The organism is Rothia sp. P100 (assembly GCF_023712425.1).
GTDB classification, from domain to species: domain Bacteria; phylum Actinomycetota; class Actinomycetes; order Actinomycetales; family Micrococcaceae; genus Rothia; species Rothia endophytica.
The window spans coordinates 893,169-917,309 of the sequence record NZ_JAMAYG010000001.1 but is presented as its reverse complement, the minus strand read 5'-3'; the positions used below and the strand labels follow the sequence as shown (position 1 = coordinate 917,309).

Here is a 24,141-nt window from a genome sequence, read left to right as displayed (position 1 = left end):
GTGTAGTGTGGCTTGTCAAAGGGGGTGGGGAGGAAAGCTATGCGCTCACAGCGTAGAAGTGCGGTTCGGAGACGATGATTTCGGTACTGGCTGAACCACTTGTAAGCAGCACCCTACCCCGCCTATCCTGAAGCCAAGAAACATCTCAAGCAAAGGACTCCACGATGAACGAAGATATCCCCCAGGTCACCGTCGACCAGATTCCCGAAGGCGCCAAAATTCTGGACGTCCGCGAGGATTACGAGTGGCAAGAAGGCCATATCGAAGGCGCCCAGCATATTCCCCTGGGTGAAGTTCCCGAGCGGTACGGTGATGTGCCAGCAGACGAAGATGTGTACGTCATCTGCCGTGCCGGTGGCCGCTCACTGCGGGCTGCCGCCTACCTCAACCAGTACGGCTTTGACGCTATCAACGTCATTGGCGGTATGGGTGCATGGCAGGACGCCGAAATGCCCATGGTCTCCGAGAACGGTGAGACACCGCAGGTACGCTAAGCTCCTCTGCTACTACGGCCGCCCCGGTATCGCCGGGGCGGCTTTTTGGTGCAGTGGGAGGGCAGCTCTCTTCGCTATGCCTTGCCCGGACATCTTGCCCGATATACTAAACCGGTGACTTCCCTGACCTGCCTGCCCCTACCTTTCCCGGTGGAACCCAAAGATGCCTTCCCCCTGGTGGCAGGCACCAACCCTTACGCTTTTTGGCTGGACTCAGCCCGCGATGAATCGCCCATGTCCCGCTACTCCTACCTGGGTGCCCCTCACGATGGGGGAGCGCTACGCTATGAGTCTGCCGGGCTAACCCAGCCGCAGGTCAGCGTTCTCGATGGTAAGGGGGCTATGGCGCGCACCCTACCCGGCACTATCTGGCAGGTTCTGCCTCGGATGCTGGCGGATGCCCCCGCTATTGCCGGCGCGGAGGGCCTCCCGCCGGATGCTCTGCCTGGCGGTTACGTAGGCTTTATGGGCTATGAGACGCACGCCGATTTTGAACTGACTAACTTTCACCACCAGCACCCGTATCGGCACGCGTCCACCCCCGACGCGCTCTGGATGCCTGCTACCCACTACCTGGCCTACGAGCACGCTAGTGGTAAGGCTTGGTTGATAGGCCCGGATGCCTGGGTTCAGCAGACGGCACGCCGGTTGGCAGAGGTGGGAGAAAGCACCGGTGCTCATACTATGCAAGCTAGAGCATATGCACCTGCCCTACCGGATTTTCCCTTACCTGACCGCGATGACTACCTCGCTAAAGTACAGGAATCTCAGCGGGAAATCTTCGAGGGCAACAGCTATGAAGTCTGTTTAACCGCTGAAACATCTACCCGGGTTCAGCCTGCTCTTGATGAAGCTGATCTTCTGGCTCTTTATCTAGCCCAGCGTGAGAAAAATTCTGCCCCCTACGCCAGCTTTTTGCGTTGCGATGAGTTTACGGTGCTCAGTTCGTCGCCCGAAAAGTTCCTGAGCGTGACCGCCGGTGGGCAAGCCGAGAGCAAGCCCATTAAGGGCACCGTGCCCCGCGGTGCTACCTCCGAAGAGGACGCCGCGGCGTCCGCCTGGCTGGCATCGGACCCAAAAACCCGGGCGGAGAACCTCATGATTGTGGATCTGCTCCGCAACGACCTCTCGTTGGTGTCCTACCCCGAGTCGGTACGCGTGCCGGTGCTCATGGGCGTTGAAAGTTACTCGACCGTTCACCAGCTGGTCTCCACCATTACCGCCCAGTTGCGCCCCGGCGTCACTGCGGTAGATGCAACTGCCGCCTGCTTCCCAGGTGGCTCTATGACCGGGGCGCCCAAAGCGTCCACCATGGCAATTATCGACCGGCTTGAGAGGCGCGCTCGCGGGGTCTACTCCGGCGCTCTGGGCTACTTTGGGGCAGATGGCTCCGCTGCCCTGTCCATTGTGATTAGGACGCTGGTCGCTTATAGGGATGGCACTCTCACCCTGGCTGCTGGGGGAGCGATTGTGGCTGATTCAGACCCCGTTGCCGAATATGACGAGATGGTCACCAAGTTGCGCGCGGCAGTGCCCCGCCCCGCTGATGGGGTGGCCGGGGCCTAATGGAATCTCAGCAACTCCCCGGAGCTACTTCTTAGCTACGTAAAGAGCTGCGGTAATCATAGGAATCTGCAAGGGGAGGCGGCGCAGGCGCTTGGTGTCGGTATCAAATACCCCCGGGATATCAATACCCTGAGTGTACTGGTAAACATTGGCGGGGAAAACCGCCGCAAAAAGGGCCGCAGAACCTAGACCGGATACACGTCGTGCGCCGGGTGCGGTCAGCAGGGTGAGGCCCAGTGTCAGTTCAGCAACACCGGAGGCATATACCGCACCTTCGGGGCTGCCCGGCACCCACGGCGGGACGATAGACGCGAACGATTGCACCGCGTCCTTCTTAAAATGCAGAGCGCCCATGAAGGTGAGGCCGGCGCCCAGGCCCAAGCGGGTGAGTTGCTGCCCGGTGGTTTCGGTGGGGTCTTTCCTAAAAAGGTTCATGCGTACCATGCTACGCCCGTTGGTCTAGCGGCCTGCCCTCACCTGGCGTTCTAAGTAGCGTTATCTCCACTCAAACCCAACGCAGAATTAGAGCCTCGGAGCTACAGGTGGCATGGGCACACCCATTAGACTAGGGAACATGACTAACCTCTCTGACACCCCCACCATCGAAGAAGCCCGTGAGCGTCTGCGCCAGCTCATCTCTGAACTTGCCGTTGTGCGTGGCAAGGTGACCTTGGCGTCCGGTAAAGAAGCCGACTACTACGTCGACCTGCGCCGCATCACCCTACACCACGAGGCGTCCCGCCTGGTCGGTCAGGTCATGCTTGACCTCATTGACTCAGCCGGCATCGAGTTTGATGCCGCTGGCGGTCTGACCATGGGCGCTGACCCCGTCGGGCACGCCATCATGCGCACCGCAGGCGACAATAACCGCGCCATCGACACCTTTGTAGTGCGTAAGGCTCAGAAGTCCTACGGCATGGGCCGTCAGGTTGAAGGCCCCAGCGTGGTTGGACGCCGCGTCGTTGCTGTTGAGGACACCTCCACCACCGGTGGCTCCGCCCTGACCGCTGTTGAGGCCCTGCGTAACGCAGGTGCCGAGGTCGTGGCTGTTGCCGTCATCGTTGACCGAGCAACCGGCGCCAAGGAGCACATCGAAGAGATTGCGGGCGTTCCCTGCCTCTACGCCTACTCCAAGAGCGACCTGGGCCTCGACTAACCACTGTTTTTGGTGCAGAAGACCCCTCAGCGCAGGGGTCTTTTGCCGTGTGAGAGAGAGTTTTATTTCATGAGTGATGACCAGAAAAGCGAACTGTTTGACCAAGTTGCACCCGAACAGCCCGCGGCCCCTGCTCCTGAGGATGCCCGTGTGATCGGCGTCGGCCCCTGGGAAGGCGAGTGGCCCGAGGGTGAGCACTGGGACGAGGAACTGTTGCGCGAGGGCGACCGCCGCAACGTCTTAGACCACTACCGCTACTGGACCATGGACGCCATCATCGCTGACCTGGACACCCGACGCCACACCTTCCACGTGGCAATCGAGAACTGGCAGCACGATTTGAACATTGGCACCGTGGTGCGCACCGCCAACGCTTTTTTGGCGAAAGAGGTGCACATTATTGGTAAGAAGCGCTGGAACCGTCGCGGCGCTATGGTCACCGACCGCTACCAGCACGTGCGCCACCACCCCACGGTCGAAGACTTCGTCGAGTGGGCACGAGCCGAGGGGCTAGCAATTATCGGTATCGATATCTTCCCAGATTCCAAGCAGTTAGAAACCTATGACCTTCCTAAGGACTGTGTGCTGGTCTTTGGCCAGGAAGGCCCGGGCCTGTCAGAGGGAATTCACGCTGCTGCAGAGGCGACTTTGTCCATCGAGCAGTACGGCTCTACCCGCTCCATGAACGCGGCAACTGCCGCCGGTATCGCTATGCACGCCTGGATCCGCCGCCACGAGTTCGGTCAGAAGGTCAACTAGATTTTCGTGCAGAGTGGCGCTTCTTGCCGGTGAATGACAGATAAATGCCGCTGACCGGCAGGAAATGTCATTTTAACCGCAGCGGCTTCTAGCAATCAGTTCAGCCCTCTGAGCGGGTGTACCCTTGGCAAATAGAGACTTGCACCTGTGCACGAAAGGACGCCTGCAATGAGCCAACCCGGCACCCCACCCTCCCCTACTAACGGTAGCGGGGGGTCTGCGTCCTTACCGGCTCACACCAGCCCCAAGAAACTGCTGACTGCCCTGCTCGTGCCCCTCTTCATGGCGCTCATGGCGGTGTCCGTGGTCAACGTGGCACTCACGCCCATCGGCTCATCACTGGGGGCAAGCTCTAGCCAAACCCAGTGGGTCGTCTCAGGCTATGCCCTTTCTTTCGCGGTGCCACTGGTTGCCGCCGGACGTCTGGGCGATGCCACCGGCCGCCGCCGTATGTTCATGCTCGGGCTCATTCTCTTTACCCTGGGCTCCCTGCTCAGCGGTGTGGCCCCCTCCATCGAGTTTCTGATTGTTGCCCGCGTTCTGCAGGGCCTCGGCTCTGGCTTCATTAACCCGCAAACCACTGGCATCATCCAACAAAACTTCACCGGCCAAGCCCGCGCTCGCGCCTACGGTATGTTCGGTTCGGTGGTGGCGCTTGCAGTGATTGTGGGCCCGGTGCTGGGTGGCTTCCTGATTCAAATCTTTGGTGAGTCACTGGGCTGGCGCATGATGTTCCTCATTAACGTGCCTATCGGCCTGCTGGGTTTGGTGCTGGGCCTGCGGTGGATTCCTCGAGACCGCATTGCACACTCCTCCGGCGCCAAGCGCATGGACCTAGATCCCGTGGGTATGGTTACTCTGGCCCTGGCCGTTTTCACTCTTCTTCTGCCCTTTGTGCAACGTAGCGAGAACCCGGCTTTCTGGGTCTTCCTGCCGCTAGGTTTGGCTCTGCTCGTTTTCTTCGTGATCTGGGAAGGGCGCTATAAGAAGGCTGGGCACCCGCCCATGCTGGACATGGACCTCATCAGGCAACCTGCCTTCCGCAACGGCATCATGATTGTCTCCCTCTATTTCTTGGGGAACACCAGTGTTTGGCTGATCATACCTATTTACGTGCAGGGGCATCTAAACCAGAGCGCCCTCATGGCTGCCATGATTGGGGTGCCCTCAGCGCTGGTGTCCGCCTTTGTCGCTCCCTGGGCAGGACGCCGTGTGCTGACTGCCGGCCGCCGTATGGTGATGGTGGGGTTCTGCTTCTCTCTACTGGCGATTTCTGGCACGATGCTTCTCATCACCCCGGTTGAAAACGGCACTTTGCCGGTCTGGGCGCTAGCGGTGCCCCTGATTCTTCTGGGTATCGGTGGCGGCTTGACGATTTCACCTAATCAGACTCTGACCCTCAAGTCGGTTCCACCGCAGGTCAGCGGTGTCGCCGGTGGTGTGCTTTCACTGGGGCAACGGATGGGAACCGCTGTGGGTACTGCCCTGATCCCTTCCATTCTTTATGCGCTGACCGAGGCCGGCTTCCACTGGAACCTGGGTATTATTGCAGCCTTCTCGGCTATTATTCTCACTCTCAGCAGCGGGCTTGCCTTCACTATCGCTGACCGCCGGCTCGAAGTGCGCGAGACTGCCTCCTCTTAGACCTGGGCATCCTAGACCTGGGCAGGCTTAGCCCGGCGCCCTGCTTACCATCGCATCTGCAGGAATAACGCCTCACGAGGAGGGGGATTGCCCCCATGGTGGTGAGGCGTTACCTATACTGCTACCCCCACCAGCGTCACACACATGTGAAGTACACTTCACAAAGGGCCCTATCTAGTAGAGTGGAACAAACCCCCGCATGAGTGCGGGCTAGGAGTTACACACACAAAGAAGTGAGGTCTACATGTCAAAACCCCACGTCACGGGCGACCACCTGCAGAAGTACAGTGCGGCGCCCACTCAGGCGATTTCTCAGATTCACCACTCCCGCGGCTCTCAGGCCCCAGAGGTTGAGCAGGGCGAACGCAAGAAGCGCTTCATTGGTTTCATCGGTGGTCTAGTTGCCGCGCTTTTGGTCTACTTCATCATGCCCGGCGAGGTGCCGGACGCCGCCCGCCTCACTGCGGCAACTGCTGTGCTCATGGGCGGTTGGTGGATGACCGAAGCAATTCCCATCCCTGCCACAGCCCTCCTGCCGCTTGTGATTTTCCCGGTCTTTAACAGCGAAGTTAAGATCAACGATATCGGCGCCAGCTACGGCAACAGCATCATCTTTCTCTTCATGGGCGGATTCCTGCTGGCGCTTGCTATGCAGCGCTGGAACCTGCACCGCCGTATCGCTCTGCTGACCCTCAAAGTCATGGGCACCAACCCCTCCATGATGGTTGCGGGTTTCATGGTGGCCACGGGTTTTCTCTCGATGTGGGTATCGAACACCGCCACCGCGGTCATGATGATTCCTATCGGTGTCTCCGTGCTCATGCTGATTGCCCAGGCAACCGGCGGTAAGAATATTCAGATTGAGGACGGCGCCGCCCCTGACAGCGATGAGGTCAAGAGCGCTGTCATTGAGTCCAACTTTGGCACTGCGCTCATGCTGGGTATTGCCTACGCGGCGTCCATCGGTTCGCTGGGCACCCTGATTGGTACCCCTCCCAACACCCTGCTGGCAGGCTACATGGCCGACACGCACGGTGTGCAGATTGGCTTTGGTCAGTGGATGATTGTGGGCATGCCCATCGCCATTGTGGTTCTTTTCTTCTGCTGGTTCCTGCTGACTAAGGTACTGTTCAAGCCCGAAATTGATGAGATTCCCGGCGGTAAAAAGCTGATTGCTACCGAGTACCAGAAGCTAGGTAACATGGGCTCGGGCGAAGGGCAGGTGCTGGGGATCTTCATTCTGGCGGCTCTCGCTTGGATTTTTGTGCCCATCATCTGGTCTGATGCGCCCCCCATCACGGACGCCGGCATCGCGGTGGCCGTGGGTCTACTGCTCTTTGCGCTGCCTGCCGGTGGCAGCGCTAATAAGGGTGTTCGCCTGATTGACTGGGAAACTGCCACCAAGCTTCCTTGGGGCGTCCTGCTCCTCTTCGGCGGCGGTCTGGCTCTTTCAGGTCAGTTCACTAGCTCCGGGCTGACCGAATGGATTGGTAGTACGGTTGCCGGTCTGGGCGCTCTGCCCATTCTGCTGATTGTGGCTCTGGTAGCTACCGGCGTGCTCTTCCTCACCGAGCTGACCTCTAACACGGCTACCGCGGCGACCTTCCTACCCGTGGCTGGCGGCATCGCCATGGGCATGGGCTACGATCCCATGCTGTTGGCAATCCCCGTGGCACTGGCTGCAACCTGCGCCTTCATGCTGCCGGTAGCAACCCCGCCCAACGCTATTGCTTACGGCTCGGGGTACGTCACCATCGGTCAGATGATCAAGGGCGGTCTGTGGCTGAATATCTTCTGTATCTTCGCCATTACCGCAACCACCATGAGCCTGGCTGTCTGGGTCTTCGGTCTTTAGCCTTTTAGGTTCCGGTGAGGACGCCGCAGGTGCACCTTCCAGCAACGAGCAGGGAAGGTACACCGGCGGCGTCCTTGTGTATCAATAGGGGGCGAACTGAGGGTAAGAGGCGTCCACGTAAACCCATAAAAACCAACATGTAAGCCTTCTCGACCGAGAAAAATTAGGCTTGAGGTGCATTAGACTCTATGATCTTCATGGTTTTAAGTGGGTTTATGACCGAAATTTGTGTGGGAAACCTACCTTAAGCGGGTTCACCCTTGGTAAACTGAGAAGTAGGCAAGTGCCCCTGACCGGTTAGCCCGGCAGCGCTGGTACTAACTCGATCAACAGGCAGCCAACCGGGCCGCCCAACCGACAACCAAGGAGTCAGCATGCCTATTGCAACCCCGGAAGTCTATGCAGAAATGCTTGAAAACGCGAAGACCAAGGGTTTCGCGTACCCAGCAATCAACGTCACCTCATCACAGACCCTCAACGCAGCCATTGCAGGTTTCGCTGAGGCAGGTTCAGACGGCATCATCCAGGCATCAACCGGTGGCGCAGCATACTGGTCAGGCTCAACCAAGAAGAACATGGTTGTTGGCTCACTGGCTTTCGCTGCCTACGCTCGCGAGGTCGCTAAGCAGTATGATGTCAACATTGCTCTGCACACCGACCACTGCCCCCAGGATAAGCTAGACGGCTTCGTTCTGCCCCTGCTCGAAGAGTCAGAGAAGGCTGTAGCCCGCGGCGAAGACCCCATCTTCAACTCACACATGTGGGACGGCTCAGCTATCTCCCTCGAAGAGAACCTTGAAATCGCTCAGCAGCTGATCGCTCGCACCGCTAAGAACCACCAGGTTCTTGAGGTCGAGATCGGTGCTGTTGGTGGCGAAGAAGACGGCGTTGAGGGCGCTATCGATGACTCTCTCTACACCACTGTTGAGGATGCCATCAAGACCGTTGAGGCTATCGGCCTGGGCGAGAAGGGCACCTACATGGCTGCTCTAACCTTCGGTAATGTTCACGGTGTCTACAAGCCCGGTAACGTGCACCTGCGCCCCGAGCTGCTCAAGGAAATCCAGACTGAGGTCGGCGCTAAGTACGGCAAGGACAAGCCTTTCTACCTGGTCTTCCACGGTGGTTCAGGCTCAACCGAGCAGGAAATCGCGGATGCCGTTTCATACGGTGTTATCAAGATGAACATCGACACTGACACCCAGTACGCCTACACCCGCCCCGTTGCTGGCCACATGTTCAGCAACTACGACGGTGTGCTGAAGGTTGACGGCGAAGTTGGCAACAAGAAGCTCTACGATCCCCGCGTATGGGGTGCTGCAGCTGAAGCTGGTATGACCGCTCGCGTGGTGGAAGCAGCTCAGCAGCTAGGCTCAGCAGGTACTTCAGTGAAGTAGTCCCTAGCTGGCTAGCTTTACAGGCGCGGTGCGTCCTTCTTTTGGGGAGGGCGCGCCGCGCTTTTGTGTGCGTGGGCTGTGCACCGCAGAACGGGGCGGCGGCTTAACCCTAAAAATGGGCTTTTTAGGTTTAAGGGTGCGTCCGAGCCGTCCCTTAAACGTAAAAAGGGGTGTTTTTACGTTTAAGGAATGGATAGGATGGGGTCTAAATACTAAAAACGGGTGTTTTTACGAGATAGGCAGGGCTGTTATGCAGAAATACAGGTTGCTCAAGAGCGTCTTTCATCAGTACGACCATGATACTGCTGCCTCTGAGGCTCAGCGCAGGCGGTCTAACGGTTTTGAAACGCGCTTTACTGTGGGTGCGGAGACTCTCTTCTATACGGCTACGCCCCAGTTGCTCCAGTTGCAAGAGAAGATTTTGCGCAATGAGCGCTCCATCAAAAACCTGGCACAAAATATCCCTGTAGCGGCACGGAAAAGCTACCTATATAACCTCATCATTAGGGAAATTGCAGCGACTAATGAAATTGAGGGTGTGCGTTCTACGCGGCAAGAAATTATGGACGCTCTTGAAGCAGCGCCAAACGAGCATAAGAAGTTCCGTGAGATTGCGACGCTGTACTTGGAGCTTTCCCAGGGCAAGGTTGAGCCGCCTGTTACTTTAGAGGGCATCCGGGCTACCTATGACAGCCTCTTTGGCTCTGAAATTGAAGAGGATGATCGCCTTGATGGCGATCTATTTAGGGCTGGTCCGGTATACGTGCGCGACGGTGCTAACGAGGTTGTCCATGCCGGAGCCAAAGATGAGGGGGAAATATCTGAGCAACTCAAAGCAATGTTGGAACACCTGGAAGACGACAGCGCCTCCTTCCTTCTTTCCAGGGTGGTTTCCCACTTTATGTTTGAGGCAGTCCACCCTTTCTATGATGGCAATGGGCGTTTCGGCAGGTTTTTGCTGAGTGCTCAGCTTCTACATATTTTTTCTGCTTTTACCGTGCTGACTTTGGCTTCTCAAATTAATGGGCAGAGACCTAAGTACTATAGGGCGTTCACAGATGTTGAAGAGCCACTGAACTTTGCTGATGCTACCCCCTTTGTTCATACAATGTTGGAGTTAATCCAAGATGCACAGGTAGCTTTGATGGATGATTTCGAGCTGAAACAGAAGCAGATGTCTGCTCTGGAGTCCCGCCTTGATGTATTGGTGGCTGATGATGAGGAGCTCACCGAGGGTCTATCCGGAACCCTCTACGTTCTTGCCCATGAACGTCTTTTTGGTAATGGATTGGGAGTTACTTGGGATACGCTAACCGAGGTGTCGGGTAGGTCAAGAAGTACGACTCGTAAGTACATCGAGGGGCTTGAAACTAAGGGGCTGGCAGAACGTATCTCATCCCGTCCTTTGTGCATCCGGTTGAGTCAAGCCGGTCGCAGCAGGCTCTTTGAAGATTAGCTGGGGTGGCGTGCCTGGCTAGCGCGTAGACTTTGGTGTAACCGTAAGAACTGTTAAGGAGACCCCCATGTCACTTGCTGGTAAGAACCTGTTGGACGGCCCTGCCCCCACCTACCTGCCCGAAGAAACCGAGCTACTGGCACGCGTCCAGGCCGGCGATATTGGTGAAGATTTGGCTAAGGCCTTCCCCAAGTCCCCACTGGCTTGGGCAACCTTAGCTGAAGAAACCTGGGCAGATGGCCGCGTGCTTGAGGCTTACGCTTATGCGCGCGTGGGCTACCACCGCGGTTTGGACGCACTGCGCGGCAACGGTTGGAAGGGGCACGGGCCAATCCCCGTAAGCCATGAACCTAATCGCGGCTTCCTGAAGGCTCTGCTGTTGCTGGGCCAGGCTGCTGCTGCGATTGGCGAGGCTGACGAGGCGGAGCGCATCGAAAAATTCCTGAACGATTCAGACCCTTCGGCGAAGTCTGAACTGAGCTAGTTACACAGATTTTGTTGCCCGGGCTCTTCGCTCCTCTAGGTGGGGGAGCCCGGGTGCTTGCGTGTAATATGGATTACACCCCTGTTTTTGATGGCGAATTAAAGGAAGTAACCATGCGCATTGGCGTACCCCGCGAAATCAAACCCCAAGAACAGCGAGTAGGGCTGACCCCCGATGGCGTCTACGCACTTACCCAGGCTGGCCACCAGGTTTTTATCGAGAAGGACGCCGGCGTTGGCGCTGGCTTCACTAATGAAGAATATGAGGGTGCCGGTGCGCAGCTGGTGCGCCAGAGTGAGACCTGGGAGCAAGCAGAACTGCTGGTGAAGGTCAAAGAACCCATTGAATCTGAGTATGAGTACCTGCGCGAAGATCTTACTCTTTTCACTTATCTGCACCTAGCTGCAGACAAGCCCCTGACCGAGGCTCTTCTGGCGGCTAAGACTCGCGGTATTGCTTATGAAACCGTGCGTACCGGCCGGGCGCTGCCTCTACTATTGCCCATGAGCGAGGTTGCGGGGCGCCTTGCAGCCCAGGTTGGTGCTCAGTACCTGCTCTCAACAGAAGGTGGCAGTGGCACTCTGCTGGGCGGCGTGCCCGGTGTTGCGCCTGCCCGCGCGGTGGTGCTGGGCGGTGGCAATGTGGGTACCCAGGCGGCAAAACTGCTGGTGGGTCTAGGCGCCGAGGTCACCATTCTTGAGGGTTACGGGCCGCGGGTGCGCGAACTGGCTGATCTATTTGGCGCATCAGCGCGTATTCTGACCTCAACCCCAGCCAATATTGAGCGTGAAATTGTAGCGGCGGACGTGGTAGTCGGCTCCATTCTGGTGCCCGGCGCTAAGGCACCTAAGGTGGTGCGTCGTGAGCACCTGAAGCAGATGAGGCCCGGTGCACTCCTGATTGATGTGGCGATTGACCAGGGCGGATGCTTTGAAACCTCCAAACCCACTACCTATGCTGACCCCATTTTTGAGGTAGACGGCATCAGGCACTACTGCGTAGCCAACATGCCCGGAGCTGTACCGCGCACCTCAACCTTGGCGCTGACAGACGCTACCCTGCCCTATGTGCTCAAGCTGGCAGATGGAGTGGATGCCGCCCTAGCAACTAACCCCGACCTAGCGCTAGGGCTCAATACGGAGGCAGGCAAAATCGTCTTTGACGGTGTGGCAGAAGCCTTCCCTGACCTAGCGAGCTAGGTGCTACGCGGCGTCCCTGCCGTGTTGCTGTTTATCCCCGTCTGTGCAATAACCGTGCTGCAGACGAGGATTGTTGACGGGGATCATTCTGCGGAAGAAAAAGTAAAGAGCACTTGCCGTGACCGCCTGCTGGGTGAGGTGATGCCTAGAAGCAGGAGGGTAGCTGCCAGAGAATAAAGCAGGCTTCGGCCGGTGGTAGTCATCCGGGCTGAGCATGAGCCTGGAGCCAGCGGACTGTGTTTGTGGGTCTGCTGCGTGTATCACGCCCTCATCTCTTGGTGTCCTGCATTACCGCAAGTTTGGCAGAGGGGGATAGCACGCATAAAGCATTCCCTGCATGGCATGACGCGTTGATGAAGCTATACAGGTGCGCGTACTAGCAGTCTAAAAATTGCTGATCTCCATGTGTGGCTCGGTAGCTTATATGACACCGGAAGAATAAAAATATTTTATGCTGCATGTATGAGCAAAGAACAGCGTCTCCCTCTGGGGCTTTACGAAACCCTAAAAACTCATAAAACCCAAGGTCTTGAAATCCCTGAGAATACTGAGTGGGTCGAAACGGAGCTACCTGCTACTGACGCTGAGCACATTCCATCTTTAGCTAAATACATAGCCCAGCAAGTTGTCGCAAAACTTGAACAAACAAATGTCAGCGAACGCATTTCTCTTGTTAATTCGTTACTTAACAAACTTGGTGAAGATCTAGGTTCAGATGAAATTGCCAGACCTACGGATGTAAAAAATGCAGGGAATCTCATCCAGCTGACCGAGCTCAAACCAAAGAATCAAACTCAAGCTACTCTGCGCCCTGTAACACCCCTAAGTAACGTTGCGCTGTTGACCAATAACCCTAAAGAGCCCAGGCTGGGTGAGGAACTTAAGAGAGAGTTGGAGAGCGCAGATCGGGTGGACTTGCTTTGCTCCTTCTTGAAGCTGACCGGGGTCAACGTCCTAGCGCCTCAACTTGATATTTTAAAGCGTCGAGGTATCCCTTTTCGAGTTATTACAACAACCTATATGGGCGCTACCGACCGAAAAGCAGTAGACCAACTGGTTGAAAAATACGGTGCCCAGGTCAAAATCAGCTACGAAAAGAACTCAACTCGTCTACACGCCAAGGCATGGCTTTTCCACCGAAATACAGGTTTTTCTACGGGGTATGTGGGGAGCTCAAACCTTTCTCATGCTGCTCTTACCGATGGTCTTGAGTGGAACGTCCGTATCTCTAATACCGTTACCCCGGGTATCTTGGGTCAGTTTAATGCTGCCTTCCAAGGCTATTGGGAATCACCACAGTTTGAGGCCTATATGGGCTCTGAAGAAGACATACAAAAACTAGATAGTTCGTTAGTCGAGGCAAAAATAGGACAGGGGGCACAAACCCGCCCCAATTTGTCCATTAACTACTCTCACGTTGATGTGCACCCCTATACGCACCAAGCAATCATGCTTGATGAACTACAGTCTGAAAGACAGAATGAGCATCACCGTAATTTAGCAGTGGCAGCTACCGGAACCGGTAAAACTATTTTCTCTGCTCTTGACTACAAGAGGCTATGCGACCAGGCAGGACGGCGGCTACGGCTTCTGTTTGTGGCTCATCAAGCTGAAATCTTGAACCAGTCACAGAGTGCATTTGCTACGGTGATGCGTGATGCCAACTTTGGTGAACAGTATTTTGGCGGACTGATACCTGAGCGCAATGAGCACGTTTTTGCGACGATCCAAACGCTTTCTAACAGTGGCAGGGATCGTTTCGCACCTGACCATTTCGACGTAGTTATTGTCGATGAGTTTCACCATGCCTCTGCAGTCAGCTATCAAAAAGTACTGGGCTATTTTCAGCCTCAGGAGTTGCTTGGCCTTACTGCTACGCCGGAGCGAACAGACGGTAAAAATGTAGCTGTTGAATACTTCGATGGACGAATAGCTACTCAGCTGAGATTATGGGACGCCCTTGAGGCAGACCTGCTGGTTCCCTTCCACTACTACGGCATTAACGATGCAACTGATCTCAGTGGGGTAACTTTTGAGCGCGGAAGCTACAGGGATAGTGAGCTATCAAAGTATTATCTTGAGAATAAGCGGCGTGTAGCCCTAATTCTGGAGCAGATTGACCAGAAAATCGCTGACCCTCAGAGCATGAAGGCTATCGGGTTTTGCGTTGATAGGGCCCATGCACAGTACATGGCAGACCAATTCAACAAGGCTAATCTTCCTGCCACCTATCTCATTGGCACGGATACCGAAGAGCACCGAGCCGATGTCATTCGCCGGCTAAAAAATCCTGAGGATGAACTAACGACGGTATTTACCGTAAACCTCTTTAATGAGGGGGTGGATATCCCCGAGGTAGATACCTTGCTGATGCTACGCCCAACTCAGTCCCCAACGCTTTTTCAACAGCAGCTCGGGCGAGGGCTAAGGCGATCGCCCGACAAAGCTGTGCTGGTCGTCCTTGATTTCGTCGGGAATCAGGCCAAAGGGTTTCGGTTCGACCAAAAAATGCGGTCGCTCACCAGGACCGGTGTTCTGACATCTAAAGATATCGAAGCCCCCATGCTTCCGCCCGGTTGTAGCATCCAGCTAGATAAAAAGACTCAGCAGCAGGTTCTTAAGAGCATTAAAGATGCGCTGAACCCCAAAATTGAGGTTTTGGCAGATAACCTCAAAATATTTGCTGAGGAGCAAAAGAAAAAGAACTTTGAGGTCATTGTTACTGACCTGCTGGAACCCTATCTAGAGCATTATGGGTTAGACCTAGCGCATATCTACGGACGGAAGACTGCTCACCAGAAGGGGCTTACCTTTACCTTCTTGCTGGACCAGGCAGGGCAGATCCCCAAAATACCTGAACTTTATCAAAAGGGTTCCATGACGGAGTATCTGTCAAGCCGTATCAAGGGACTGTCGCATGTGAACGATGAGGCAAGAGTTAATACTTATCAGCGTCTCTTGACTGAAGATCGGCGGGAAGCTGATCTATCAACTACTGAAAAACGGTATGCCTGGATGTTGCTGTTTTCCTTCTGGCCCTATGGGAAATTTAAGACAGGGGAAAATAAATTCACTCTGGACCAGGGGCTCAGTGAGCTGCGGCAGCACCCCTACTTTATTCAAGAGCTCATACAGATATGGGCTTACCGCCTTAACGCTGACCGGCACTCTCCGCAGGTTTCTCAGAGCCTGCCCATGGACGTCCCCCTACAAACTCACGCCTACTACAGTCGCGAAGAAATCTTTGCTGCTCTAGGGCGACATGAAGCAGAGAATAACCCTAGCCCGGGTGGGGCGGTAAACGGTGTTCTTGAAGCTGATGAAACAGCGACAATTGCTCTAACCGTTACCCTCAACAAGTCTGAGAAGTACTACACCCCTGAAACCATGTACCGGGACTACGCGATAACTGAAACCGAGTTTGCTTGGGACTCACAGAACCCAACGTCTCCAGATAATCGCTTGGGCGAAATCTATCAGCGACACAATGCCTTGGGCAAGGTTCCCTTACTATTCGTTAGGTACACGAGAACGAACGATATCGGCACAGCTCCTTATCTCTTTGTGGGCCCGGTTTCATACCGGAGTCACACTGGCTCAAAGCCTATGCATATCAAATGGGAGTTAGAACGTCCGATGCCGGCAGATTTCTTTGCGCTTGCAAAATCTACGGCGTGACTCTCCCTGGCCGGAATAGTTTATGACGTGCCGCCTTTGGAACGCTCACCCTGGTGCTCTGAGTGGAAAGCCTAATAAACACCCTTGTCATGTCATATTTCCAGTGGTAGCAATGGCTATTACAAGCAGAAATGAACAAGGGAGAAACCATGTCAGCCCCAGAAGTCGCACCCGTGCGTAAACGTATCTCGCGGCGCGATACCCACCACCCCCAAGACCCACACCCGCGCCCCGACGCGGGTCTGGCACACGCCTGGGGTAATCTCTTCACCTACCTCACAACCTTCCGCGGCAGAGCATCACGCAGCGAAGCCTGGGGAGTAGGCGCCCTGGTGCTGCTCTGTCTGCCAGTCCTTCTGGTGCTTCAATTCTTCCTTGACCGTCTTACCGCCAGCTACCGCTACGACGGTCAAACCTTCAGCCTCATTGGCCTAGGCCTTATTCTGATGTACTGTGGCGTTCAAATTCTGGTGCACATCCTTTTACCCGCGCTCCTCGCTTCACTGGCTGCCCGGCGCCTGCGCGACGTCGGGTTCAGCCCCCAGCTGGCATGGCTACTCCTGGCTGCGCCCCTGGGGTTACTGCTGCAGTGGTTGGGTTTCTGGACCACCGGCACGCTCCTCCCCGTTATACCTATCCTTGCATTGATGGGTCTTACGCTCCTCCCGTCAGCGCCGGTTACCACCGACATGACACCGGGTGGCTCTTTCACTGCAAACCCTCACCAGCTCGCCGCAGAGCACCCGGTCAACGGTTCACACACGGTGCCGACGCTTGTCTCCCAGCACCCCACTGATGGTCTGCCCCGCCCTCGGGTTGGTTGTGGCATCGCCCTGAGCAACTTCTTTTCATACATGACTCTCTACAAGGGCAGAGCCTCGCGCAGCGAATACTGGTGGGTCTTTGCCTTCTGGGCCGCTATCACTGCCTTGGTGTGCGCTGCCATCTTCCTCTTCATGCTGTGGATAGCTCCAGAGACAGGGCAACCCGGTGACAAAATGCACGGCTTTGGGGAAGTCATGATGGGCCTGGCGGGCATTATCTTAGCGTGGGTGGCATTCATGCTGAGCTACATCATTGGGATCAGCCTGAGCCTCGGGCTTCAACTGCGACGCCTGCGCGATGCCGGTTTCTCACCCTGGTGGGCGCTCTGCTTCGTGGGGATTCTGCTGGATGTCCTCATGCTCCCTGTCACCGGCATGATGGGGGTTGGTCCTATCGTGGGATTCTGGTGGCTGGGCTTCATACCGCTGCTGCTTTGCCTCACACCTTCACGTGACCGGTCAGGCCACCCCTCTCAGTCATCACCCTTGCCAGTGCAGCCTGCCGCGGTCTACTACCAGCAGACCCAGAACCCCTATCAGCGATAAAATTTTTGGGGCATCGTGCCGCCGTTTCTCTCACCTGCCGGACGCTGCCCCGCACCCCCTAGGATAGGGCCAAGGGGCGCACTAGACTGGTTAACCATGCGTTACACCTACCTAGGCCCCAGCGGCACCTTCACCGAAGCAGCTCTGCTGACCGTACCCGGCGCCCTGGATGCTGCCCGTGTGCCCGCTACGAGCGTCCCTGATGCTTTGGAGCGACTACGCAACGGGGAGGCAGATGCCGCCATGGTGCCCATCGAGAACTCGGTGGAAGGTGGGGTGACTGCAACCCTGGATGCTATCGCTGCAGGCGGTGCTGATCTACGGATTATCCGCGAAGTTTTGGTGCCCATCACCTTCGTGTTGGTAGCCCGCCCCGGTGTGAGCCTTGAAGATATTAGAACCGTTTCAACCCACACCCACGCCTGGGCGCAGGTGCGTGCCTGGGTGGCAGCTAACCTGCGGGGTGTGGACTACGTGCCGGGATCGTCCACAGCCGCTGCTGCACTGGGGTTGCTCCATGAAAACCCCGGCTACCAGGCAGCTGTCTGCTCGCCCACGGTAGCTCAGCAACACCCGGACCTTGAGATGCTAGCGCACAACATCGGTGATAACAAGAACGCGGTCACCCGCTTTGTGCTGGTTGCCCGCAACAAACCTGCGCCTGCTCCCACAGGAGCTGACAAAACCACCCTGGTGATTCCGCTGCCGCAAGATCGCCCTGGCGCGCTGCTTGACCTGCTCGAACAGTTCTCTACTCGCGGGATCAACCTCTCCCGCATTGAATCGCGCCCCACCGGCGAGTTCTTGGGCTCCTACTTTTTCTCCATCGATATTGATGGGCACCTGCATGATGCTCGTGTGCGGGACGCCCTGCGCGGCATCCACCGGGTCTCACCGGGGGTGCAGTATTTGGGCTCTTATCCCCGCGCTGACCAGCGCGTCACCGCTGTAGACACCCTCCACAGCGAGGATGCCTTTGACGCCGCCCGCGATTGGGTTGAGGCCCTCTTTGTCGGTGGCCGCCCTGAGGGTCTCAAACACAACATCTAAGGTCCGATGGGTGCCGTTAGAGCCGCAGTAGCCTCTGCCACCAGCGCACCTGCTGTTCAACCAGGTCTTCACGCGCTTCGACCAGGTCAGAGAAGGTGCGGATCTCCAGCTCTTCAGGGTAGACGTTAACGTTCACAGCGCCGGGCACCACGGTGGCTGTCATCGAGTCAACCTCGCCCAGCACATCTCCATCCACCTCAACGGGCAGGGGCTGGCGGGGGAAGTCCACCGTTACGCTAGTGCCCACAAAGTGCTCTACAACGGGGAAGCGGGTGTCGGGGCGGCGTGTCATGTACTGCCCAGCCAGGCGTAGCCAGCTGACCACGTTGCGCGGGGTCAGAACAATCACCTCAAGACGCCCGTCTGAAGCTTCAGCAACTGACGCCAGATTAAGCCCGCCTTGAATCTTGCCGCAGTTGGCAATCAGAACGGTGCGGATTTTTCGGGCAAAGGGGGTGCCGCCATCCACAGAAATCTGTGCAGGACGCCGGCGGGTAAAGACGTGTTTGAAGCTGGCACCCACGTAGGCCAACCAACCAATTTTCGCCTTCAAATCCTCGCGGGTGTCGTTCATAATTTGGGCATCAAACCCGGCCCCGCCCATGACCAGGTAGTCAATGGGGTCAAGCTCCTTGCCGTGACCGGTCAGCTCAAGATGAATCATGTCAATGGCCTGGCTGGTGCCGTGCAGGGCCACGTTAATACAGCCGTTGAGGTCAGAAATATCAAGTTCAAGGTTGCGCGCTAGCAAATTGCCGGTACCCAGGGGTACCACACCCAGCCGGGCGTCCGTACCAGCTAGCCCGTTGGCCACGGCGCGTACGGTGCCGTCACCGCCCACAGCAATCACGATATCGGCGCCGTCTTTGACGGCCTGCTGAGCAAGACCGGTACCGGGATCCTCAAGAGTGCTCTCGTAGAAGAAAGCACGCGGCCAATTAGCGAAACCCAGCTGGGCGGTAATCATGCGTACCGCTGCCTCCGCCCGGGTTTTAGTGGGGTTATAAATCACCGCTACCTGCCGCGGTTCACCCGGTTCAATCATGCGGTGCAGGGGGCGGTAAACCGGGAAGAGATCCGGGCGGGCGAGTCTTGCCCGACGCATCAAGAGAGCGGACGCAGTGGCGGCCACCCCAGCACCAGTTACAGAAGCCACAAGAATTGTTGAACGGGAAACCATATGTTTAGCATACTGAAAAGAAGCCACTTGTGGTGTGTAGTACGCTACAGGCGTCTCCTTGACAGTGCTCGCACCGTTTAAAACTAGAACCTCTCTAAAACTGCGGTAAATTTAAGGGCATGATCGACATTAACCTCCTCCGCGAAACCCCCGACGCTTTCCGCGCCTCCCAGCGTGCCCGTGGCGCCGACGAAACCCTCATCGACCAGATTCTGGAAGCTGACACTACCCGCCGCCAGAAAATCTCTGAATTTGAGGCCCTGCGTGCAGAGCAGAACGTCTTCTCAAAGAAAATTGGCAAGGCTGCTAAGGAAGAAAAGCAGGCGCTACTGGCTGAGGTAAAGGAGCTTTCGCAGAAGGTTTCAGAAGCTAAGGCAGCTAGCGAGGAAGCTCAGAAGAACCAGGAACAACTGGTCAGCTCGGTGGCCAACCTGATCATTGATGGCATCCCCGCCGGCGGCGAAGACGACTACACCGTTGTCAAGACCGTAGGTGAACCCCGCAATTTTGAGGCCGAAGGCTTTGAGCCCCGCGACCACCTAGAAATCGGTGAATTGGTGGACGGTATTGATATGGCGCGCGGTGCTAAGGTATCTGGCTCCCGCTTCTACTTCCTCAAGGGCCATGTAGCCCGCCTGGAGCAGGCTCTGATGTGGATGGCCCTCGATCAGGCAACCGCCAACGGTTTCACCATGATGACCACCCCCACCCTGGTGCGCCCCGAAACCATGAACGGCACCGGCTTCAACGTGGAGCACGACGATGAGATTTACCGCCTAGAACGCGATGACCTCTACCTGGTGGGCACCTCCGAGGTGGCGCTCGCCGGCTACCACGCCGATGAAATCATTGACTTCGAAAAGGGCCCGAAGAAGTACCTGGGTTGGTCCTCCTGCTACCGCCGCGAAGCTGGCTCTGCCGGTAAGGATACCCGCGGCATCATCCGCGTGCACCAGTTCAACAAAGCAGAAATGTTTGTCTACTGCCCCGTTGAAGAGGCGGAAGAGATGCACGCCAAGATGTTGGCCTGGGAAGAGGAGATGCTGGCTAAGTGCGAGCTGTCCTACCGCGTCATCGACACCGCGGCGGGCGACCTAGGTTCATCCGCTGCCCGTAAGTTTGACTGCGAAGCGTGGGTTCCTACCCAGGGCGCTTTCCGCGAGCTGACCTCGACCTCCAACTGCACCACCTATCAGGCACGCCGTCTGAATATACGTGAGCGCCAGGCTGACACCGTAACTGCTGAGGGTAAGACCAAGAAGGGTGGCACCCGCTCGGTGGCCACCCTCAACGGCACCCTGGCAACCACTCGCTGGATTGTTGCACTGCTGGAAACCCACCAGCAGGCAGACGGCTCAGTGCGCATCCCCGAGGCGCTTCGCCCCTACATGGGTGGGCTAGAGATCATCCCGGTAGCATCCTAAAGGGTAGCTGAACAGTAGTAGCGCGACGTCCTTTCATCACCGTATGAAGGGGCGCCGCGCTATTTTCTACCCCAAAATTTGAAAGTTCGTTGAGGCGAACTTATGATGGAGGCACACAGGCCAGAATACTTCAACGGTTGCAAGGACGCACCCCGCAAGGCTCTGCCTAACCCCGAAGGGACAAAATGCCCATGATGACTTGGTGGCCAAGGCTCATTTCAGAGCGTACTTTTCTCATAACCTGCCTGGTTGCAATCACCGGGCTAGTGACTGCCTGCTCCTCCCCTGAACCTGCCGATAGTGGCAAGCCCACCGTGTTAGCTACCTTCACCGTTCTGGCCGATCTCGCCCAAAACGTGGCAGGCGAACACCTAGAGGTGCAGTCTTTAACCAAGCCAGGGGTTGAAATTCACGACTATGACCCGGTGCCATCTGACGTGAGAAAGGCAGCAGATGCTGACCTCATTCTCGTCAATGGCTTGCACCTGGAAGGCTGGTTAGAGCAGTTCTTGCAGGACGCCGATGCGGAAAGCGTGACGGTCTCTGAAGGTGTTCAGACCATCGGTATCGCGGAAGGCGACTCAGCTGATAAGCCCAACCCTCATGCCTGGATGAGCCCGCTAGCTGCCCAAATGTATGTGGACAATATTGCCGCTGCTTTGGCCGATCTTTACCCCCAACACGCTGCTGACTTCGCAGCGAATGCCAGCGCCTACAAGCAGGAGCTACAGGCTGTACATGACCAGCTGATCACCGACCTGGGTGACCTGCCACAGCATCAACGCGCCTTAGTGACCTGCGAAGGCGCCTTCTCCTACCTGGCAGCGGATGCGGGGCTCACTGAGAAGTACCTCTGGGCAGTGAACAGTGATGGTAACCCCTCAGCCGCCCGAGTGGCCGAGGTGGCAACCTTTGTAAAGGAGCAACAGGTGCCTGCTGTCTTCTGCGAGACCACCGTGCCCGCAGATACCATGCAGCAGGTTGCCGCTGAATCTGGTGCTACCTACGCCGGTGAGCTCTATGTTGACTCCCTATCGCAGGAGGGCGGGGATGTGCCTACCTACTTGGATTTGATACGCCATGATGCGGAGGTGATTGCTCGTGCGCTCGGCCAGTAAGTTTCCTGTGACCAAGAGCAGCGACCAGCCAGCTGAGCCCTTGCTGGACGCTCAGGGTCTGACCGTGAACTACGGCGAGGTGCAGGCCCTCAAGGGTGCCTCACTAAGCGTCCAGTCCGGTGAAATCTGCGGGCTGGTGGGCATGAACGGGTCCGGTAAATCCACTCTCTTTAAAGCGATTATGGGAGTCACCCCGGCTGAGGGGCAGGTGCTCATTGACGGTCAAACACCTACGCAGGCTCGCAAACTGGGCCTGGTGAGTTATGTGCCGCAGAGTGAGGACATCGACTTCACCTTCCCGGTGTCAGTGCGGGATGTGGTTTCGATGGGGCGATACGGGCGCTTGGGCCCCACACGACGCTTAAAGGCAGCAGACCGGGCGGCGGTTGATGAAGCACTTGAACGTGTTGATCTTCTTGATCTTGCCCACCGGCAAATCGGCAACCTGTCTGGTGGCCAGCGGAAACGTGCTTTTGTAGCCCGCGGTTTGGCCCAGGGCGCTCGCCTGCTTCTGTTGGATGAACCCTTTGCCGGAGTCGATAAACGTAGTGAGACCATGCTGATGAGCTTGCTACGCCAACTTCGGGATGCTGGGGCGGGCGTCCTGATTTCTACCCATGACCTAGCCAATTTAGCCGAATTAGCTGATACCGCCGTGCTGTTGCGGAATGAGGTGCTGCTCAGCGGGGAGCCGGGTGCCGTGCTGGCTCCCGAGAACCTAGTGCGCGCTTTTGGTATGAACCCCCTAGGAGGCAGCGGTGTATGAGCTTCTGATAGACCCTCTAACCTACGGTTTTATGCAGCGCGGTTTTCTCGTCACGGTACTAGCAGCCCTAGTTTGCGCCCTACTCTCTTGCTGGTTGGTGCTCATGGGTTGGTCCCTGATGGGTGACGCTATCTCCCACGCAGTGCTTCCCGGAGTGGTACTCGCTTACATGACCGGGGTACCCTTCGCCGTGGGTGCAGTCGTCGCTGGGCTGGTAGCGGTGGGGCTGATAGGGGCGGTGCGCTCTAAAGGGCGCATCCGTGAGGACGCCGCCATCGGCATTGTTTTTACCGTCATGTTCGCGCTGGGACTGGTGCTCATCTCGGTGACTCCCTCCCAAACTGACCTGCATAGCATCCTCTTCGGTAATGTGCTGGGGGTCGCCTGGGCTGATGTGCTCCAGCTTGCTACCCTGGGTGTTCTGGTGACGGCCGCCCTGCTCTTTAAGCAACGAGACTTAACCCTCTACGCCTTTGACCCCGGCTATGCCCACGCTATTGGTCTACGCCCCCGTTTTTTGGCTGGTCTGTTGCTGGTCTGTCTGGCGTTGACCTCGGTGCTGGCCCTGCAAATCGTGGGAGTGGTGCTAGTGGTCGCACTGTTGGTTATTCCTGGGTCGACTGCCCGCCTGCTGACTGACCGTTTCGCACCCATGTTAGCCATCTCTGCCTGTGTTTCGGTGCTGGGTTCTCTGGTAGGGCTCTACGCCAGCTTCCACCTCGATGTTTCAGCCGGTGGTGCCGTGGTACTGGCGCTGGGTGCTATTTTCATTTGCGCCTATCTCTTTGCCCCGCAACACGGCCTGCTGCGCCCGCGCAGAAAAGTTAGGAAGTAGCCGTTGTCACAAAGACAGCAGCAGCGCACTGAGGGGAGAGCGCAAAGGTGGCTTCGCCCCTAGTAGACAGAGTGATGTGACCTGTTGCGTCCCGGGAGAGCACGGTCAATTTCGCCTCGGGGCCGACCCCCTGTTGAGCGAGAAAACGTAGCAGGGCGGGGTCAGCGTCCGAAATGCGTTCAACTACCAGCTGCTGGCCCTCGCAAGCCTGCTCTAGAGTGAGGCCAGCCAGTTTATCTACCTCGCCCGAGACCGAAGGAATAGGGTCGCCATGAGGGTCACGAGTGGGGTGCCCCAGCACCGCATCGATACGTTCAACCATCAGATCAGAGACAGCATGTTCTAGCACCTCAGCTTCATCATGCACCTGATCCCAGGTGTAGCCCAGGGTTTTCACCAGAAAGGTTTCAATGAGGCGGTGGCGACGAATCACCTGCAGGGCCGCTGCCTGGCCTTCTTGAGTTAGCTCAATCGCTCCGTAGGGCTGGTGCTCCACCAACCCGGCAGCTACCAGCCGCTTCACGGCATCCGATACGGACGATAGCCGCAACCCGGCACGCGCGGCAATCACCGAGGTGGTGGCGGGGGCGTCAGCATGCTCGGTGATGCTCCAGATAATTTTGAGGTAATTTTGGGTGCTATCAGAAAGATGGTCAAGAGGCATAGGTAACAGTCTAGAGCAGGCCGACTCACCCCTGCCCGTCCCACAG

The 24,141-nt window shown here is 56.9% G+C and carries 20 protein-coding genes; 17 read left to right on the top strand and 3 right to left on the bottom strand.

Going from position 1 to position 24,141, the window contains the following annotated elements; all coding sequences use genetic code 11:
* Positions 1-164 precede the first annotated feature (164 nt).
* Complete coding sequence (locus tag M3668_RS04205; RefSeq protein ID WP_237202961.1) at positions 165-494, top strand: rhodanese-like domain-containing protein; 330 nt, start codon at positions 165-167, stop codon at positions 492-494.
* Positions 495-608: 114 nt separating this feature from the next.
* Positions 609-2,060 carry an anthranilate synthase component I family protein gene (locus M3668_RS04200; protein ID WP_251379536.1) on the top strand — a complete coding sequence of 484 codons (1,452 nt, stop codon included), beginning with the start codon at positions 609-611 and terminating at the stop codon, positions 2,058-2,060.
* Between the two features lie 24 nt (positions 2,061-2,084).
* Here the strand turns inward: M3668_RS04200 and M3668_RS04195 are convergent, their stop codons facing one another.
* Positions 2,085-2,504: a DoxX family protein gene (locus M3668_RS04195; protein WP_251379535.1), complete on the bottom strand. Its 420-nt coding sequence runs from the start codon at positions 2,502-2,504 to the stop codon at positions 2,085-2,087.
* 130 nt (positions 2,505-2,634) lie between these two features.
* Here M3668_RS04195 and pyrE point away from each other — a divergent pair, with 130 nt between their 5' ends.
* The 11 genes from pyrE (at position 2,635) to pheA (ending at position 18,108) form a co-directional block, all read left to right on the top strand.
* A complete protein-coding gene (gene pyrE, locus M3668_RS04190; protein WP_251379534.1) occupies positions 2,635-3,216 on the top strand; it encodes an orotate phosphoribosyltransferase in 582 nt (193 codons plus the stop codon).
* Between the two features lie 69 nt (positions 3,217-3,285).
* A complete protein-coding gene (locus M3668_RS04185; protein WP_251379533.1) occupies positions 3,286-3,975 on the top strand; it encodes a TrmH family RNA methyltransferase in 690 nt (229 codons plus the stop codon).
* Positions 3,976-4,143: 168 nt separating this feature from the next.
* On the top strand, positions 4,144-5,619 hold the full coding sequence (locus tag M3668_RS04180; RefSeq protein WP_251379532.1) for an MFS transporter: 1,476 nt from the start codon (positions 4,144-4,146) through the stop codon (positions 5,617-5,619).
* Positions 5,620-5,863: 244 nt separating this feature from the next.
* Complete coding sequence (locus tag M3668_RS04175) at positions 5,864-7,474, top strand: SLC13 family permease (RefSeq protein ID WP_251379531.1); 1,611 nt, start codon at positions 5,864-5,866, stop codon at positions 7,472-7,474.
* A 374-nt stretch (positions 7,475-7,848) separates the two neighbouring features.
* Complete coding sequence (gene fbaA, locus M3668_RS04170) at positions 7,849-8,871, top strand: class II fructose-bisphosphate aldolase (protein ID WP_237202950.1); 1,023 nt, start codon at positions 7,849-7,851, stop codon at positions 8,869-8,871.
* A gap of 250 nt (positions 8,872-9,121) precedes the next feature.
* The gene (locus tag M3668_RS04165; protein ID WP_251379530.1) at positions 9,122-10,327 is read left to right on the top strand and encodes a Fic family protein; all 1,206 of its coding nucleotides are present in this window, start codon (positions 9,122-9,124) and stop codon (positions 10,325-10,327) included.
* A gap of 67 nt (positions 10,328-10,394) precedes the next feature.
* On the top strand, positions 10,395-10,811 hold the full coding sequence (locus M3668_RS04160) for a DUF3151 domain-containing protein (RefSeq protein WP_251379529.1): 417 nt from the start codon (positions 10,395-10,397) through the stop codon (positions 10,809-10,811).
* Positions 10,812-10,924: 113 nt separating this feature from the next.
* Positions 10,925-12,010: an alanine dehydrogenase gene (gene ald / locus M3668_RS04155; RefSeq protein WP_251379528.1), complete on the top strand. Its 1,086-nt coding sequence runs from the start codon at positions 10,925-10,927 to the stop codon at positions 12,008-12,010.
* Between the two features lie 462 nt (positions 12,011-12,472).
* On the top strand, positions 12,473-15,688 hold the full coding sequence (locus tag M3668_RS04150; RefSeq protein ID WP_251379527.1) for a DEAD/DEAH box helicase: 3,216 nt from the start codon (positions 12,473-12,475) through the stop codon (positions 15,686-15,688).
* A gap of 149 nt (positions 15,689-15,837) precedes the next feature.
* Entirely contained in the window at positions 15,838-17,058 is a 1,221-nt protein-coding gene (locus M3668_RS04145; protein WP_251379526.1) for a DUF805 domain-containing protein, read from the top strand.
* Between the two features lie 96 nt (positions 17,059-17,154).
* The gene (pheA, locus tag M3668_RS04140) at positions 17,155-18,108 is read left to right on the top strand and encodes a prephenate dehydratase (protein ID WP_251379525.1); all 954 of its coding nucleotides are present in this window, start codon (positions 17,155-17,157) and stop codon (positions 18,106-18,108) included.
* Between the two features lie 16 nt (positions 18,109-18,124).
* Here pheA and M3668_RS04135 read toward each other — a convergent pair whose 3' ends face one another.
* Positions 18,125-19,288, bottom strand: a complete 1,164-nt coding sequence (locus M3668_RS04135) for a diacylglycerol/lipid kinase family protein (protein ID WP_251379524.1) — start codon at positions 19,286-19,288, stop codon at positions 18,125-18,127.
* A gap of 119 nt (positions 19,289-19,407) precedes the next feature.
* Here M3668_RS04135 and serS point away from each other — a divergent pair, with 119 nt between their 5' ends.
* From serS to M3668_RS04115, 4 genes are all read left to right on the top strand, one after another.
* Entirely contained in the window at positions 19,408-20,712 is a 1,305-nt protein-coding gene (gene serS / locus M3668_RS04130; protein WP_251379523.1) for a serine--tRNA ligase, read from the top strand.
* Positions 20,713-20,903: 191 nt separating this feature from the next.
* Positions 20,904-21,830: a metal ABC transporter substrate-binding protein gene (locus M3668_RS04125; protein WP_285835641.1), complete on the top strand. Its 927-nt coding sequence runs from the start codon at positions 20,904-20,906 to the stop codon at positions 21,828-21,830.
* 7 nt (positions 21,831-21,837) lie between these two features.
* Positions 21,838-22,596 (top strand): metal ABC transporter ATP-binding protein, encoded by a 759-nt coding sequence (locus tag M3668_RS04120; protein ID WP_251379522.1) that lies wholly within the window; start codon positions 21,838-21,840, stop codon positions 22,594-22,596.
* A gap of 31 nt (positions 22,597-22,627) precedes the next feature.
* Positions 22,628-23,431: a metal ABC transporter permease gene (locus M3668_RS04115; protein WP_251379711.1), complete on the top strand. Its 804-nt coding sequence runs from the start codon at positions 22,628-22,630 to the stop codon at positions 23,429-23,431.
* On the opposite strand, the gene M3668_RS04110 is transcribed toward M3668_RS04115, so the two are convergent.
* A complete protein-coding gene (locus M3668_RS04110; RefSeq protein ID WP_251379521.1) occupies positions 23,421-24,095 on the bottom strand; it encodes a metal-dependent transcriptional regulator in 675 nt (224 codons plus the stop codon). The genes M3668_RS04115 and M3668_RS04110 overlap by 11 nt on opposite strands.
* Positions 24,096-24,141: the final 46 nt, after the last annotated feature.